This is a genomic window from Saccharothrix texasensis, assembly GCF_003752005.1.
GTDB classification, from domain to species: domain Bacteria; phylum Actinomycetota; class Actinomycetes; order Mycobacteriales; family Pseudonocardiaceae; genus Actinosynnema; species Actinosynnema texasense.
Map to the genome: position 1 here is coordinate 1,655,980 of NZ_RJKM01000001.1, position 18,651 is coordinate 1,674,630.

1 protein-coding gene and 1 pseudogene are annotated in these 18,651 nt (G+C 76.0%); both read left to right on the top strand.

All coding sequences use genetic code 11. The annotated features are described in order from the left end of the window. The first annotated feature begins 19 nt into the window (after positions 1 to 19). Positions 20 to 14,308 carry a non-ribosomal peptide synthetase gene (locus tag EDD40_RS44295; RefSeq protein ID WP_170184972.1) on the top strand — a complete coding sequence of 4,763 codons (14,289 nt, stop codon included), beginning with the start codon at positions 20 to 22 and terminating at the stop codon, positions 14,306 to 14,308. Next, a pseudogene (locus EDD40_RS44760) lies at positions 14,305 to 18,621 on the top strand (amino acid adenylation domain-containing protein); the annotation flags it as partial. The gene EDD40_RS44295 and the pseudogene EDD40_RS44760, both read left to right, overlap by 4 nt. Positions 18,622 to 18,651 lie beyond the last annotated feature (30 nt).

Below are 18,651 nucleotides of genomic sequence, written 5' to 3' on the forward strand. Positions count from 1 at the left end.
ACTGGGGAGCTGGTTTGCGGTGACCACGACACACCCGATCGACACGGCCCTCCCGGCCGTGCACGCACTGTTCGCCCGCCAGGCCGGGCGGACCCCCGACGCCACGGCGCTGGTGAGCGGACGGGACCGGGTGACCTACGGCGAGCTCGACGCCCGCGCCAACCGGCTGGCGCACCACCTGATCGGCTCGGGCGTGCGACCGGGCGACGTGGTCGGCGTGCGCCTGCCGCGCGGGGTGGAGCTGGTCGTCGCGGTGTTCGCGGTGCTGAAGGCGGGCGCGGCCTACACGGTCCTGGACCCCCGCTTCCCCGCCGCCCGGCTGATCGCGGTGTGCGAGCGGGCCGACGTCGACGTGGTCGTGACCGCGGACGGCGTCGGCGACCGCACCGCCGTGGACCCCGCCGCGCCCGAGGTCGCCGGGCTCCCCGCCACCGCCCCGCAGGTCGCCACCTCCCCGGACGACGTCGCGTGCGTCATGTTCACCTCCGGCTCGACCGGCGAACCCAAGGGCGTCGTGGCGCCGCACCGGGCGCTGGTCCGCACCCTCACCGGCCAGGACTACGCCGACTTCACCGCCGACGAGGTGTGGCTCCAGTGCTCCCCCGTCTCGTGGGACGCGTTCGCGCTGGAGCTGTTCGGCCCCCTGCTGCACGGCGCGACGTGCGTGCTGCAGGACGGCGAGACCCCCGACCCGGCCCTGATCGCCGACCTCGTGGCCGAGCACGGCGTGACGACCGCGCACTTCTCGGCCAGCCTGCTGAACTTCCTGCTCGACGAGCACCCCGCGGTGTTCGCGGGTCTGCGGGTGCTGATGACCGGCGGCGAGGCCGCGTCGACCCGGCACGTGGCGGCCCTGCTGGACCTGCGCCCGGACCTGCGGCTGGTGAACGGCTACTCGCCGGTCGAGAACATGATCTTCACGTTGTGCCACGACGTCACCCGCGACGACGCGCGCCGCGCGACCGTCCCGGTCGGCCGGCCGTTGGCGGGCAAGACCGCCGTCCTGCTCGGCCCGGACCTGCGCCCCGTCGCGCCCGGCGAGACCGGCGAGATCTACATGAGCGGCGGCCTGGCGCACGGCTACCTGAAGCAGCCGGGGCTGACCGCGCTGCGGTTCGTGGCGGACCCGACGCGGCCGGGCGGGCGGATGTACCGCACGGGTGACCTCGGCCGCCTGCGCGAGGACGGCGCCGTCGACTTCCTCGGCCGCGCCGACGACCAGGTGAAGATCCGCGGTTTCCGGGTCGAGCCCGGCGAGGTGCAGGCCGCGCTGACCGGTCACCCGGCCGTGCGGCAGGCGGCGGTCGTGGTCCGGGAGGACCACCCCGGCGACAAGCGCCTGGTCGCCTACGTCGTGGCCGGCGGCACGACACCGCGCGAGCTGCGCGCCCACGTCGCCGGACGCCTGCCCGAGCACCTGGTGCCCTCGGCCGTGGTCCTGCTCGACGCGTTGCCCCGCACGGCGACCGGCAAGCTGGACCGGGCCGCGCTGCCCGCGCCCGGCGTCACGACGTCGGCCGACGCGCCCCGCACGGTGCCCGAGGAAGTCCTCTGCGGGCTGTTCGCCGACGTGCTCGGGCTGCCCGCGGTCGGCGCGCTGGACGACTTCCTCGACCTCGGCGGCCACTCGCTGCTGGTCGCGACCCTGGTCAGCCGGGTGCGCGCCGCGCTGGGCGTGGAGCTGCGCGTCGCCGACGTGTTCGCCGCGCGCACGCCCCGGGCGCTGGCCGCCGCACTGCCGTCGGCCGCGCCGGCCCGCCCGCCGGTCACCGCGGCCACCCGGCCCGAGGTGCTGCCGCTGTCGTTCGCGCAGTCCCGGCTGTGGTTCCTCGACCAGGTCGAGGGCGGCGCGACCTACACGATCCCGGTGACCGTGCGGCTGCGCGGCCCGCTCGACCCGCACGCGCTGCGTGCCGCCGTCGGCGACGTGGTGGCGCGGCACGAGTCGCTGCGCACCGTGTTCCCGGTCGTCGACGGCTCACCGGTGCAGCGGATCCTCGACCAAGCCGCGCCGACGTGGTCCGAGCGCGCGTGCGCCGACCCCGACGAGCTGGTCCGCGCGTTGGCGGCCGAACCGTTCGACCTCGCCGTCGAACCGCCGCTGCGGGCCCACCTGCTGCGCCTGGCCGACGACGACCACGTGCTCCTGCTGGTGCTGCACCACATCGCGGGCGACGGCTGGTCGACCGCGCCGCTGCTGCGGGACCTGGCCGCCGCCTACCGGGCCCGCCTGGACGGCACGACGCCCGAGTGGCCGGCGCTGCCCGTGCAGTACGCGGACTACGCGCTGTGGGAGCAGGACTCCTGGCACGAGCACTGGCGCACCGCCCTGGCCGGCCTGCCGGAGGAGTCCACCCCGCCCGCCGACCGCCCCCGGTCCGCGATCCGGGGCACACGCGGCGACACCGTGCCCCTGGCGCTGGCCGCCGAGCCGCACGCCGCGTTGAAGGCGCTCGCCGGGCGGACCGGCAGCACCGTGTTCATGGTGCTGCACGCCGCCGTGGCCGCTCTGCTCACCCGCCTCGGCGCGGGCACGGACCTGGCGATCGGCACGCCCGTCGCGGGCCGGTCGGACGAAGCCCTGGACGAGCTGGTCGGCTTCTTCGTCAACACGCTCGTGCTGCGCACCGACACCTCCGGCGACCCCACGTTCACCGAGCTGCTGGCCCGCGTCCGCGAGGCGGACCTCGCCGCCTACGACCACCAGGACGTGCCCTTCGACCGGCTGGTGGAGGAGCTGAACCCGGCCCGCTCGCTCTCCCGGCACCCGCTGTTCCAGGTGATGCTGGTCCTGCAGAACACGCCGCCGGTGGCGGTCGACTTCGCCGGGCTGCGCGCCGAGCACCGGGTCGTGGACCTGGACGTGGCGAAGTTCGACCTCACCCTCGACCTCACCGAGACCGGCGACGGCCTCACCGGCGCGCTCAAGTACGCGACCGACCTGTTCGACCGCGCCACGGCCGAGCGGTTCGCCACCGCGCTCACCCGCCTGCTGACCGCGGTGGCCGCCGCGCCCGACACCCCGATCACCGCGATCGACCTGCTGGCCGCCGACGAGCGGGAACGCCTGCTGTCGACGTGGAACGGCGCGCCGGCGCGGGGTGACGACCGGCCCGCGCACGTCGTGTTCGCCGAGCAGGCGCGGCGCACGCCGGACGCGGTCGCCCTGGTGGCGGGCGGCACGGTCACCTACGCCGAGCTGGATGCGGCGGCGAACCGCCTCGCGCACCGGCTGGTCGAGGCCGGTGTCGTGCCGGGTGACGTGGTCGGTGTGCTGCTGGACCGGGACGCGACCCTGGTCACCGCGGTGCTGGCGGTGCTCAAGGCCGGCGCCGCGTACACCGTGCTGGACCCGAGGTTCCCGGCCGGCCGGCTCACCGCCGTGGCGGACCGGGCCGGGTTGCGCCACGTGGTGTCCACAGCGGACTTCCCGGGCGTGACGACCGTGGACGTCACCGGCCTCGACGCGCTTCCCTCCACCGCGCCGGACGTCGTCGTCCACCCGGACGACCTGGCCTGCGTCATGTTCACCTCCGGTTCCACGGGCGAGCCGAAGGGCGTCCTGTCGACGCACCGCGCTCTCGTGGGCACGCTCACCGGTCAGGACTACGTCGAGTTCACCGCCGACGACGTGTGGTTGCAGTGCTCGCCGGTCTCGTGGGACGCGTTCGCGCTGGAGCTGTTCGGCCCGCTCCTGCACGGCGCGGCGTGCGTGCTGCAACCCGGCCACGTCACCGACCCGGCCGTCATCGCCGGCCTGCTCACCGAGCACGCCGTCACCACCGCGCACTTCTCCGCGAGCCTGCTCAACCACCTCGTCGACGAGCACCCCGACGCCCTGCGCGGCGTGCGGCAGCTGATGACGGGCGGCGAGGCCGCGTCGGTGGCCCACGTCGGCCGGCTGCTGGCCGCGCGCCCGGACCTGCGGCTGGTCAACGGCTACTCGCCGGTCGAGAACATGATCTTCACGCTGTGCCGCGCGATCACCGCCGCCGACACGGGCCTGGCCACGATCCCGGTCGGCGCGCCGATCGCGGGCAAGCGCGTGTACGTGCTGGACCACCGGCTCGCCCCGGTGCCGGTGGGCGTGCCCGGCGAGGCGTACATGACCGGCGGGCTCGCGCACGGCTACCTGGGCGCCCCCGGCCTGACCGCCGAGCGGTTCGTCGCCGACCCGTTCGAGCCCGGCGGGCGCATGTACCGCACGGGCGACCTGGTGAAGTGGCAGGCCATCGGCGGAGCCGACGATCAGACCCGGTCGGCGGTCCTCCACTTCCTCGGCCGGGTCGACGACCAGGTCAAGGTCCGGGGCTTCCGGGTCGAGCCCGCCGAGGTCCGCACCGCCGTCGAACGGCACCCCGGGGTGCGGCAGAGCGCGGTCGTGGTGCGGGACGAGCGGCTGGTGGCCTACGTGGTGGCCGAGCCGGGCTCCGCGCCGGACCCGGCGGTCCTGCGCGCGCACGTCGCCGACCTGCTGCCCGAACACCTGAGGCCGGCCGCGTACGTGCTGGTGGACGCCCTCCCGCTGACGCCGAACGGCAAGCTGGACCGGGCCGCGCTGCCCGCGCCGGAGCACGCGGCCGCGCCCCGCAGGGCCGCCCGCGGCGCGCGTGAGGAGATCCTGCGCGGTCTGTTCGCCGACGTGCTCGGCGTGCCCGAGGACCGGGTGGGCGCGGAGGACGACTTCTTCGCGCTCGGCGGCCACTCGCTGCTGGCGGCGAAGCTGGTGGGTCGCGTGCGGGCCGCGTTCGGCGTGGAGCTGGGCGTGCGGGACGTGTTCGCCGCGCCCGTGGTGGCCGACCTGGCGGTGCGCCTGGACGGGGCCTCGGCGGCGCGGCCGGCGCTGGTCGCCGGCGACCGGCCCGAGCGCCCGCCGCTGTCCCCGGCGCAGGCCCGCCTGTGGTTCCTGGACCAGGTCGACGGCGGCACGACGTACAACGTGCAGTTCGCCGCGCGGGTCACCGGGCCGGTGGACGCCGACGCGCTGGACCGGGCCGTCACGGACGTGGTGCTCCGGCACGAGCCGCTGCGGACGGTGTACCCCTCCGTCGACGGCGAGCCGTACCAGCGGGTGCTGGCCGAGGACGACGTCACGTCCGTGCTCACCGTCCACGACGTCGAGGCGGGCCGGCTGGACACGGTGATCCGCGCCGAGTCGGGCCACCGGTTCGACCTCACCACCCGGCCGCCGATCCGGGCGCACCTGCTGAGCACCGGCGAGCGCGACCACGTGCTGCTGGTGACGCTGCACCACATCGCCGGCGACGGCTGGTCGCTGCGCCCGCTGCTGGACGACCTCGCCACCGCCTACACCGCCCGGCTCGGCGGCGCCGCGCCGGCCTGGGCTCCCCTGCCCGTGTCCTACGTGGACTACGCGCGGTGGCAGCGGGACCTGCTGGGCGACGCCGACGACCCGACGTCCCGCCTGGCCCGCGACCTCGCGCACTGGCGGTCGGCGCTGGCCGGCCTGCCCGAAGGGCTGGACCTGCGCGCCGACCGCCCCCGGCCGGCCGTGCCGAGCCACCGGGGCGGGTCCCTGCCGCTGCGCGTGCCCGGCGCGGTGCACCGGGACCTGGTCGACCTGGCCCGCGCGCACGGCGTGACCCTGTTCATGGTGCTCCAGGCCGCGTTCGCCGCCCTGCTGACCAGGATGGGCGCGGGCACGGACCTGCCGATCGGGGCCGCCGTCGCCGGTCGCGCCGACGAAGCCCTGGACGACCTGGTCGGCTTCTTCGTCAACACGCTCGTGCTGCGCACCGACACCTCGGGCGACCCCACGTTCGCGGAGCTCCTGGCGCGGGTCCGCGAGGCGGACCTCGCCGCCTACGACCACCAGGACGTGCCGTTCGAACGCCTCGTCGAGGAGCTGAACCCGGTCCGCAGCCCGGCCCGGCACCCCCTGTTCCAGGTCATGGTGGTGCTGCAGAACAACGCCGACGCCGCCGTCGACCTGGCGGGCGCGACGTGCGTGCCGGAGCCGGTGCCCAACACCGCCGCGAAGTTCGACCTGACGCTCGCCGCGACCGAGACGGCGGACGGCATCGGCGGCTACCTGGAGTACGCGACGGACCTGTTCGACGCCGACACCGCCGAACGCCTCCTGGCCCGCTTCACGTCCCTGCTGGGCGCCCTGGCGGCCGACCCGCACCGCCGGATCGGCGACGTCGACCTGCTGACCCCCGCCGAGCGGCACGACGTGCTGGCGGGGTGGAGCGACGGAGGACCGGCCGCGCCGCCCGCGACCGTCCACGCCCTGGTGGCCGCGCGGGCCGCGGCGACCCCGGACGCGGTGGCCCTGATCAGCGGCGACCGCCGCGTGCCCTACCGCGCCCTGGTCGAGCGGGCGAACCGGCTGGCGCAGCACCTCGTGGCGGCCGGCGTGCGGCCCGGCGACGTGGTGGGCGTGCTGCTGGAGCGGGACGACGAGCTGGCGGTCGCGGTGCTGGCGGCCCTGACCGCCGGCGCGGGCTACACCGTGCTCGACCCCAAGTTCCCGGCCGCGCGCCTGGCCGACCTGGTGACCCGCACCGCGCCGCCGCTGGTGGTCACCGACTCCCGGCTGTCGGGGACCGTCGCGGGCACGCCGACCGTCCTGGTCGACGCGGACGCGGCCGTGATCGCGGCGCGCCCGGCCACCCCGCCCGACGTGGCCACGACCCCGGACGACGTCGCGTGCGTCATGTTCACCTCCGGTTCCACCGGCGTGCCCAAGGGCGTCGTCGCGCCGCACCGGGCGCTGGTGTCCACGCTCACCGGGCAGGACTACGCCGGGTTCGGACCGGGCGAGGTGTGGCTGCAGATCGCGTCGGTCTCGTGGGACGCCTTCGCCACCCAGCTGCTCGGGCCGCTGCTGCACGGCGGCACGTCCGTGCTGCTGCCCGGCCGCGACGTGGACCCGGCCGTGGTGGCGGCGCTGGTGGTCGAGCACGGCGTGACCGTCTTCGACGCCTCGGCGAGCCTGTTCGACCACGTGCTCGACGAGCACCCCGAGGTGTTCGCCACCGTGCGCCGGGCCATGACCGGCGGCGAGCCCGCGTCGCCCGCGCACGTGGCGAGGGCGCTGCGCGAGTTCCCGGGCGTCGCCCTGGTCAACGGCTACGGCCCGGCCGAGAGCATGGGCTTCACCACCACCCACGACATCACCGCCGCCGGCACGGCGTCCGTCCCGATCGGCGGGCCGGTCGCGGGCAAGCGGGCCCACGTGCTGGACGACCGGCTGCGGCCCGTGCCGCCGGGGGTGGCGGGCGAGCTGTACGTGTCGGGCGACGGCCTGGCGCACGGTTACCTGAGCGCGCCCGGCCTGACCGCCGAGCGGTTCGTGGCCCACCCGTTCCGGGCGGGCGAGCGCGCCTACCGGACCGGCGACCTGGCGCGCTGGTTGCCCGACGGGACGCTGGAGTACCTGGGCCGGGTCGACGACCAGGTCAAGATCCGGGGGTTCCGGGTCGAGCCCGGCGAGGTGCGGGCCGCCGTCACCGCGCACCCCGGCGTGGCCGACGCGGCCGTGGTGGTGCGCGAGGACCGGCCCGGGGACAAGCGGCTGGTGGCCTACGTCGTCGCGCCGACCCCGGTGGCCGAGGTGCGGGCGCACGTGGCGGCGCTGCTGCCGGAACACCTGCGGCCCGTCGCCTACGTGCCGCTGGACGCCCTGCCGCTGACCGCGAACGGCAAGCTCGACCGGTCCGCGCTGCCCGTGCCGGACCTGGCCGCGCCCGCGTCGCGCCGGCCGCGCACCGCCCGCGAGGAGATCCTCGTCGGGTTGTTCGCCGAGGTGCTGGGCGTCGCCGAAGTCGGTCTGGACGACGGGTTCTTCGACCTCGGCGGGCACTCGCTGCTGGCGGCGAAGCTCGTCGGCCGGGTCCGCGGCGCGCTCGACGCGGAGTTGGGCATCCGCGACCTGTTCGACGCGCCGACCCCGGCCGCGCTGATCGACCGCCTCGACGCGGCCCGCGCCGCGCGCACCCCGCTGCGGCCGGTGGACCGCCCGGAGTGGACGCCGCTGTCCCCGGCGCAGGCGCGCCTGTGGTTCGTGGACCAGTTGCGCGGCCCCAACCCCGCCTACAACGTCGCGCACACCGTCCGGTTGCGCGGTGAGCTGGACGTGGCCGCGTTGCGCGCCGCGCTGACCGACCTGGTCGGCAGGCACGAGGCGTTGCGGACCGTGTTCCCGTCGGTCGACGGCGAACCGCGCCAGGTGGTGCGGCCGGCGGGCGACGTGGACCTCCCCGTGCGTCAGGTGTCCGATGTGGACGAGACCGTGGCGCGGGCGGCGCGGGAGGCGTTCGACCTCACCGCCGAGCCGCCGGTGCGGGCCTCGCTGCTCCGCGTCGCGGCCGACCACCACGTGCTCCTGCTGGTGCTGCACCACATCGCGGGCGACGGCTGGTCCATGGGACCGCTGCTGCGCGACCTGGCCGACGCCTACACCGCCCGCCTGGCCGGCGAGACGCCCGACTGGGAGCCGCTGCCCGTCCAGTACGCGGACTACACGCTGTGGCAACGCGACCTGCTCGACGAGGTGGGCGACGCGCAGCTCGCGTTCTGGCGGGAGGCGCTCGACGACCTGCCGCACCGGGTGCCGCTGCCGCTGGACCACCCCCGGACGGCCGGGGGCGGCGCGGGCGGGCTGGTGGACGTGCGGCTGGACGCCGACCTGCACCGGGCGCTGCTGGACGTGGCGCGGGCGCACGGCGCGACCTTGTTCATGGTGCTCCAAGCCGCGTTCGCGACCGTGCTGACGAGGATGGGCGCGGGCACGGACGTGCCGCTGGGCGCGCCGGTCGCGGGCCGCGCGGACGAGGCGCTGGACGACCTGGTCGGCTTCTTCGTCAACACCCTCGTGCTGCGCACCGACACCTCCGGCGACCCCACGTTCACCGAGCTGCTGGCCCGCGTCCGCGAGACGGACCTCGCCGCCTACGACCACCAGGACGTGCCGTTCGACCGGCTGGTCGAGGAGCTGAACCCGGTGCGCACGCCGGGCACGCACCCGCTGTTCCAGGTCGCGTTCGTGGTGCAGAACAACGCGGGCGCACGGCCGGAGCTGCCCGGCCTCCGGGTGGAGCTCGCGCCGGTCGACACGGGCGCGGCCAAGTTCGACCTCACGCTCAGCCTCGGCGAGGAGTACGACGGCGGCACGCCGACGGGCGTGGTGGGCGGCTTGGAGTACGCGGCCGACCTGGTCGAGCGGAGCACCGCGACCGCGCTGGTGGACCGGCTGGTGGGCGTGCTGCGGGCCGTCGCCGTCGACCCGGGCGTCCGGATCGGCCGGCTGGACGTGCTCACCCCGGCCGAGCGGGCGGTGCTCGCGGCGGGCTCGCCCGGCGCGCCGGCGCGGGTCGTGGACCACCGCACGGCGCACGAAGTCGTCGCCGGGCACGCGACCGCCACGCCGGACGCCACCGCCGTCGTGTTCGACGGCGCCCGCACGACCTACCGGGAGCTGGACGCGGCGGCCAACCGGATGGCCCACCACCTGCTCGACTCCGGCGTCCGCCCCGGCGACCTCGTGGGCGTCCTGCTCGACCGGAGCACCGGGCTGGTGGTGACCGTGCTCGCGGTGCTCAAGGCGGGCGCCGCGTTCACCCTGCTCGACCCCGGTTTCCCCGACGGGCGGGTGGCCGCGGTCCTGCGGGCCGCGAACGCGGTCGCGGTCGTGACGGACGCGGCCGGCCTGACCCGCCTGGACGGCGCGTACCGGATGCTGGACATCGCGGCGGACGTGAGCGGGCGACCCGACCACGCGCCCGGGGTCGACGTCGATCCCGCCGCGCCGGCCTGCGTCATCTTCACGTCCGGCTCGACCGGCAAGCCCAAGGGCGTGCTCGCACCGCACCGCGCGGTGGTGCGCACGCTGATCGGCCAGGACTTCTTCGACGGCTCCCCGGAGCACGTCTGGTTGCAGAGCGCGCCGCTGCCGTGGGACGGCTTCGTCCTGGAGATGTTCGGCGCGCTGCTGTCCGGCGCGACGTCGGTGCTCCAGCCGGGGCAGGCGCCCGAGCCGGCGCGGATCGCCGAACTGGTCGCCGAGCACGGCGTGACCACGGTGTTCCTGTCCGCGAGCCTGCTCAACTACATGCTCGACGAGCACCCGGCCGTGTTCGACGTGCTGCGGGTGGTGATGACGGGCGGTGAGGCCGCGTCCGCGCCGCACCTGGCCAGGCTGGTGCGGGAGCACCCCGGCGTGCGGGTCGTCAACGGCTACGGACCGGCCGAGCACATGGTCTACACGAGCTTCCACGACGTGCGGCCGGAGGACGTCGAGGGCCCGGTGCCGATCGGCCTCGCCGTGGCCGACAAGCGGTCCTACGTGCTGGACGACCGCCTCGACCTCGTCCCGCCGGGTGTCGCCGGCGAGCTGTACGTCACGGGCGCCGGTTCCGCGCACGGTTACGCGGGCGAACCGGGCCTGACCGCCGAGCGCTTCGTCGCCTGCCCCTTCGAGCCCGGTCACCGCATGTACCGCACGGGTGACCTGGTGAAGTGGCGCCACGACGGCAGGTTGGAGTTCGTCGGCCGCGCGGACGACCAGGTCAAGATCCGCGGTTTCCGGATCGAGCCCGGCGAGGTGCAGGCGGTCGTGGACGCGCACCCCGGCGTGCGGCGCAGCGCGGTCGTGGTCCGGGAGGACCGGCCCGGTGACAAGCGGTTGGTCGCCTACGTCGTGCCCGAGGCCGGTTCCGCGCCCGACCACGCCGCGCTGGCGGCCCACGCGGCGGCCGTGCTGCCGAACCACCTGCGGCCTTCCGCGTACGTGCTGCTCGACCGCATCCCGCTCAACGCCAACGGCAAGCTGGACCGGGCCGCGCTGCCCGCGCCGGCGGCCGGCTCCGGCGTCGGGCGACGCGCGCCGCGCACACCCCGCGAGACGATCATGGTGGGCCTGTTCGCCGACGTGCTCGGGCTGACCGCCGACCGGGTGGGCGTCGACGACGACTTCTTCGCCCTCGGCGGGCACTCGCTGCTGGCGGCGAAGCTCGTCGGCCGCGTCCGGGCCGCGCTCGACGCGGAACTCGCGATCCGCGACCTGTTCGACGCGCCGACGCCGGCCGGGCTGTGCGGCCGGCTGGACCGGGTCGCCGACCGCCTGGCACTGACCGCCGCGCCGCGACCGGACGAGGTCCCCCTGTCCTACGCGCAGGCCCGGCTGTGGTTCATCGACCAGTTGGAGGGCGCGGGCGCGTCCTACAACGTGCCGCACACCGTGCGGCTGCGCGGCGGGCTCGACGTCGGGGCGCTGCACGCGGCGTTGACCGACGTGGTGCGGCGGCACGAGTCGCTGCGGACGGTGTTCCCCTCGATCGACGGCGTGCCGCAGCAGGTGGTGCGGCCGGCGGCGGACGTGGCGCTGCCGCTGCCCGTGCTCGACCTCGCCGAGTCCGAAGTGGACGGTGCGGTCACGGCGGCGGCGCGGGAGGCGTTCGACCTCACCGCCGAGCTGCCCGTGCGGGCGTCGTTGCTGCGGGTCGCCGAGGACGACCACGTGCTGCTGCTGGTGCTGCACCACATCGCGGGCGACGGCTGGTCGATGGGACCGCTGCTCGGCGACCTCACCGACGCCTACACGGCCCGGCTGGACGGCCGCGCCCCCGACTGGGCGCCGCTGCCCGTGCAGTACGCCGACTACGCGCTGTGGCAGCGCGAGCTGCTCGGCGACCCGGACGACCCGACGAGCCCGCTGGCCCGGCAGCTCGCGTTCTGGCGGCAGGCGCTGGCCGGGGTGCCCGACGAGCTGCCGCTGCCCGCCGACCGGGCCCGCCCGGCGACCGCGTCCGGCCGGGGCGAGTCGGTGCCGGTCGAGCTGGACGCCGAGCTGCACCGGGCGCTGCTCGACCTGGCCCGCACCACCGGCACCACGCCGTTCATGGTGCTCCAGGCCGGGTTCGCGGCCCTGCTGACCCGGCTCGGGGCGGGCACCGACGTGCCGGCCGGCTCACCGGTCGCGGGCCGCGCGGACGAGGCGCTCGACGAGCTGGTCGGGTTCTTCGTCAACACGCTCGTGCTGCGCACGGACACCTCGGGCGACCCGACGTTCCGGGAGCTGCTGGCCCGCGTCCGGGACGCCGACCTGGCCGCCTACGACCACCAGGACGTGCCGTTCGAGCGGTTGGTCGAGGAGCTGAACCCGACCCGGTCGCTGTCGCGGCACCCGCTGTTCCAGGTGATGCTGGTGCTGCAGAACACCGCGGCGGGCCGGGTGGCGATGCCCGGGCTGACCGCCGAGGTCAGGCCCGTGGACACGGCGAGCGCCAAGTTCGACCTCACCCTGGGGCTGCGCGAGGAGCACGACGACGCAGGCGCGCCCGCCGGCATCACCGGCAGCCTGGAGTTCGCCACCGACCTGTTCGACCGCAGCACCGCCGCCGCCCTGGCCACCCGCCTGACCAGGATGTTCGCCGCGGTCATCGCCGAGCCGGACACCCGGATCAGCCGGCCTGAGCTGCTCGACCGCCAGGAGCGGCGCGGGCTGCTGGCCGCCTGGACCGACACCTACGCCGACGCGCCGGTGGACCGCTGCGCCCACGAGCTGGTCGCGGCGCAGGCGCGGCGGACGCCCGACGCGGTGGCGCTGGTCCACGGCGAGGTCCGGGTGACCTACCGGGAGCTGGTGGACCGGGCGAACCGGCTGGCCCACGAGCTCATCGCCCGCGGGGTGCGGGCCGGGCAGGTCGTCGGCGTGCTGCTGGACCGCGACGTGGACCTCGTCGTGGCCGTGCTGGGCGTGCTCACCGCGGGCGCCGGCTACACCGCGCTGGACCTGCGGTTCCCGCGTCGGCGGCTGGCCGGGCTGGTCGAGCGCGCCGGCACCCCGCTGGTGGTGACGTCGTCGTCGTTGGCCGACCGGCTGCCGGACGTGCCCGCGCTCGCGGTCGACGACCCCGGCACGGCCGCACGCGTCGCGCGCCACCCCGTGACGGCGCCGGGGGTGCAGGTGTCGCCCGAGGACGTCGCGTGCGTCATGTTCACCTCGGGGTCCACCGGTGTGCCCAAGGGCGTCGTCGCGCCGCACCGCGCGCTCGTCGGCACGCTGCTCAGCCAGGAGTACGTGGACTTCTCCCCCGACCACGTGTGGTTGCAGTGCTCGCCGGTGTCGTGGGACGCGTTCGCGCTGGAGCTGTTCGGGCCGCTGCTGGCGGGCGCCACGTGCGTGTTGCAGCCGGGGCCCACGCCGGAGCCCGCGGTGATCGACGCGCTCGTCGCCCGGCACGCGATCACCACCGTGCACCTGTCCGCGAGCCTGCTCAACCACCTGCTCGACGAGTACCCGACCGCGTTGGCCGGGGTGCGGCAGATCATGACCGGCGGCGAGCCGGCCTCGGTGGCGCACCTGCGCAAGCTGCTGGACCGCCACCCCGGCGTGCGGCTGGTCAACGGCTACTCGCCGGTGGAGAACATGATCTTCACGGTGTGCCACCAGGTGCGGCTGGAGGACACCGACCTGCCGTCGATCCCGGTCGGGCGGCCGATCGTCAACAAGGGCTTCTACGTGCTCGACGCGCACCTGAACCTGCTGCCGCCCGGCGTGGTCGGCGAGCTCTACATGACCGGCGTCGGCCTGGCCCGGGGCTACCTGGGCGCGGCGGCGCAGACCGCCGAGCGGTTCGTCGCCTGCCCGCACGGCAGCCCCGGCGAGCGCATGTACCGGACCGGGGACCTGGTCAGGTGGCGTGCCGATGGTGTCCTGGACTTCCTCGGCCGGGCCGACGACCAGATCAAGATCCGCGGGTTCCGGGTGGAGCCGGGCGAGGTGTCCAACGCGCTGACCCACCACCCGAGCGTCCGGCAGGCGGCCGTCGTGGCCCGCGAGGACCGGCCCGGTGACCGGCGGCTGGTGGCGTACGTGGTGGCGGAGCCCGGCGCGGAGCCCGACCCGGCGTCGCTGCGGGCGCACGCCGAAGAGCACCTGCCCGAGCACATGCGGCCCAGCGCGTACGTGCGGATGGACGTGCTGCCGCGCAACGCCAACGGCAAGCTCGACCGGGCCGCCCTGCCACCGCCCGACTACCTCGACCGGCCCGCCGGGCGCACCCCGGCGACCCCGCGCGAAGAGGTCCTGTGCGCGTTGTTCGCCGAGGTCCTCGGGCTGACCGGCGAGGTGGGCGCGGACGACGACTTCTTCGCCCTCGGCGGGCACTCGCTGCTGGTGACCCGCCTGATCAGCCGGGTGCGCACGGCCTTCGGGGCCGAGCTGTCCATCAAGTCCGTGTTCGAGAACCGCACGGTGGCCGCGCTCGCGGAGCGCCTGGGCCACGCCGAACAAGCCCGCCCCGCGCTGCGGCGCCGGGTCCGCCCGGAGGAGGTCAAGTGAGCGCGCCGAGCATCCCCCTGTCGTTCACCCAGCGGCGGCTGTGGTTCCTCAGCCGGGCCGAGCCCGGCGCCACCTACAACATCCCGGTCGCGCTGCGGCTGCGCGGTGACGTGGACGTGGCGGCGCTGCGGGCCGCGCTGGGCGACGTCGTGGCCCGGCACGAGGTGCTGCGCACCGCGTACCCGGAGGTCGACGGCCGGCCGTGCCAGGACATCCGGCCGGTGTCGGCGGTGGACCTGCCGGTGACGGTCGTGGCGGCGGACGAGCTGACCTCGGCGCTGGAGGACGCGGCACGGCACGTGTTCGACCTGACCGCCGCGCCGCCGGTGCTCACCCGCCTGTTCCGGGTGGCCGGCGCCGACCCGGTGCTGCTGGTGCTGCTGCACCACATCGCGGGCGACGGCGGGTCGACCGGGCCGCTCACCCGCGACCTGGCGACCGCCTACGCGGCCCGACTCGCCGGACGCGCGCCGCGGTTCCCCGAGCTGCCGGTGCAGTACGCCGACTACACCTACTGGCAGCAGGACGTGCTGGGCGACCCCGACGACCCGGACAGCCGGTTCGCCCGGCAGGCGCGGCACTGGGCTCGGACGTTGGCGGACCTGCCGGTCGAGGTGGGCTTCCCCGCCGACCGGGCGCGTCCGGCCACCGCCGGGCACCGGGGCGACTCGGTGCCGCTGGCCGTGCCCGCGCCGGTGCACCGGGCGTTGGCCGACCTCGCCGCCGACACCGGGGCGACGCTGTTCATGGTGGCGCAGGCCGCGGTGGCCGCGTTGATCACCCGGCACGGCGGCGGCGCGGACGTGCCGCTCGGCACGGCGGTCGCGGGCCGGTCCGACGAAGCCCTCGACGACCTGGTCGGGTTCTTCGTCAACACGCTCGTCCTGCGCGCCGACACCTCGGGCGACCCCACGTTCGCCGAGCTGCTGGCCAGGGTCCGCGACGCGGTGCTGACCGCGTACTCCCACCAGGACGTGCCGTTCGAGCGGGTCGTGGAGGAGCTGAACCCGCCGCGCTCGCCGGCCCGCCACCCGCTGTTCCAGGTGATGCTGGTGCACAGCACCGAGGGCGCCGCCGACGCCGACGGGTTCTTCGAACCGCTGCCGCTGGGCACCGGCGCGGTGAAGTTCGACATGACCATCGCGTTCCGCGAGCGGACCGACGGCCTGCTGGTCGACTGGGACTACTCCGTCGACCTGTTCGACCGGTCCACCGTCGCCGCGTTCGGCCGGCGGTTGGTCCGGCTGCTGACCGCCGTCGCCGCCGACCCGCACACCCCCATCGGCTCGCTGCCGATCCTGGACGACGACGAGCGCGCCGCGCTGACCGCACCCGGCCACGCGCACCTCGACGCGACCGTGCACGAGCTGTTCGCCGCACGGGCCGCCGAGGCGCCGGAGAAGACCGCGCTGGTCCACGACGGCGGCCGCGTCACGTACGCCGAGCTGGACCGGTGGGCCAACCGGATCGCCCACCGGGTGCCGGCCGGCGTGGTGGTCGGCGTGCACCTCGACCGCGGGTCGGCGCTGGTGGCCGCGCTGCTCGGGGTGCTCAAGGCGGGCAGCGGCTACACGTTGCTGGACACCGCCTTCCCCTCCGACCGGCTGCGCGGGGCCCTGCGGCGGGCGGGCGCCACCGTGGTCGTCGGCGAGCCGCTCGACGGGGTCGACGCCCGGTTCGTGGACCCCTGCGCGCCCGGCCCGGACCACGCGCCCGAGGTGCGGGTCTCGCCCGAGGCGCCCGCCGTCGTCATGTTCACCTCCGGCTCGACCGGTGAGCCGAAGGGCGTGCTCGCGCCCCACCGCGCGCTGGTCGCGACGCTCACCGGGCAGGACTACGCCGAGTTCGACGCCGACCAGGTGTGGCTCCAGGCCGCGCCGGTCTCGTGGGACGCCTTCGCCACCGAGCTGCTGGGCGCGCTGCTGCACGGCGGCACGTGCGTGCTCCACCCGGCCGGGCCGCCGGACCCCGCCGACATCGCCCGGTTGACGGTCGAGCACGGCGTCACCGTGTTCAAGGCCTCCGCCAGCCTGTTCAACCACGTGCTCGACGAGCACCCCGAGGTGTTCGCCACCGTGCGCCGGGCCATGACCGGCGGCGAGCCCGCGTCACCCGCGCACGTGGCCAGGGCGCTGGCGGACCACCCGCACGTGCGGCTCACCAACGGCTACGGCCCGGCCGAGAGCATGGGCTACAGCACCGCGCGCGAGATCACCGCCGCCGACCTGGCCGCGCGGTCGGTGCCGATCGGCCGTCCGGTGGCGGGCAAGCACGGCTACGTGCTGGACGGGCGCCTGGCGCTCGTGCCGCCCGGCGGTGTCGGCGAGCTGCACCTGGCGGGCGCGGGTCTCGCGCACGGCTACCTGGGCGCGCCGGCCGCGACCGCCGAGCGGTTCGTGGCGGACCCGTTCCGGCCGGGACGGCGGATGTACCGCACGGGCGACCTGGTGCGGCTGCGGCACGACGGCGTGCTGGAGTACGTGGGCCGGGTCGACGACCAGGTGAAGCTGCGCGGGTTCCGGGTGGAGCCGGCCGAGGTCCGCGCGGCCGTCGACCGGCACCCCGACGTGCGGCAGAGCGCGGTGGTGGTGCGCGAGGACCGGCCCGGCGACCCCCGGCTGGTGGCGTACGTGGTCGGTGGCGTGACGCCCGCCGAGGTGCGCGGGCACGTCGCCGGGCTCCTGCCGGAGCACCTGGTGCCGTCGGCGGTCGTCGTGCTGGACGAGCTGCCGCGCACGCCCAACGGCAAGCTGGACCGGCGTGCCCTGCCCGCACCCGCTCACGCGGCGGGCGACGGCGAGCCGCGCACCCCGCAGGAGGAGATCCTGTGCGGCCTGTTCGCGGTGGTGCTGGGGCTGGCGGCGCCGGCGGGCGCGGAGGACGACTTCTTCGCGCTCGGCGGGCACTCCCTGCTCGCCACCCGGCTGGTGGGCCGGGTGCGCGCCGCCCTGGGCGCGGAACTCGGCATCCGCGACCTGTTCGCCTCGCCGACCCCGCGCGGCCTCGCGTCCCGCCTCACGGCTGCGACCTCCGCCCGCCCCGTCCTGCGGCCCCTCGACCGGCCCGACCCGTTGCCGCTGTCGTACGCGCAGCGACGCCTGTGGGTGGTGGACCAGCTCGGCTCGGCGGCCTACAACTCGCCGTGGGCGCTGCGGCTGCGCGGCGAGCTGGACGTGCCCGCGCTGCGCGCCGCCCTCGCGGACGTGGTGGACCGGCACGAGTCGCTGCGCACGGTGTTCCCGCAGGTGGACGGCGAACCGGTGCAGCGGGTGCTGGACACCGCCCCGGAACTCGCGGTCGTGACCACCGACGACGTGGACGCGGCCGTGGCGGGGCTGTCGGCGCACGCGTTCGACCTCGCCGTCGAACCGCCGCTGCGGGCCCACCTGCTGGTGGTCTCCCCGGTCGAGCACGTGCTCGTGCTGGTGCTGCACCACATCGCCAGCGACGGCTGGTCGAAGGCGCCGCTGCTGCGCGACCTCACCACCGCGTACACCGCCCGCGCCGGCGGTGCCGCCCCCGACTGGGCGCCGCTGCCCGTGCAGTACGCGGACTACGCGCTGTGGCAACGGGACCTGCTCGGGGCCGAGGACGACCCGGGCAGCCTCGTCTCCACCCAGCTCGCGTTCTGGCGCGACACCCTCGCCGGCGTGCCCGAACAGCTGGACCTGCCAGCGGACCGGCCGCGACCGGCGGTTCCGTCCGGGCGGGGCGGGCTGGTGGCGGCCGAGTTCGGGCCGGCCACCCGGGACGCGGTGCGCGCGCTGGCCGACGCGACCGGCAGCACGACGTTCATGGTGCTGCACGCCGCCTTGGCCGCGCTGCTGACCCGGCTGGGCGCGGGCACGGACATCCCGATCGGCTCGCCCGTCGCGGGCCGCACCGACGAGGCGCTGGACGACGCGGTCGGATTCTTCGTCAACACGCTCGTGCTGCGCGCCGACACCTCCGGCGACCCCGCGTTCGGCGAGCTGCTGGCCCGGGTGCGCGCCGCCGACCTGGCCGCCTACGACCACCAGGACGTGCCGTTCGAGCGGGTCGTGGAGGAGCTGAACCCGGCCCGGTCGCTGTCGCGGCACCCGCTGTTCCAGGTGACGCTGGTGGTGCAGAACAACGCGGACGGCGAGGGGTCGTCCCTGCCCGGCCTGGCCGTCGAGCCCGTGCCCGCCTGGACGCCCACGGCCAAGTTCGACCTGGTGCTGGCGTTCGCCGAGCACGACGGCGGCCTGACCGCGAACCTGGAGTACGCGGTCGACCTGTTCGACGAGGACACCGCCCGGTCGCTGGTGACGCGCCTGGAACGCCTGCTCGCCTCCGCCGACCCGGCGACCCGGCTCAGCGAC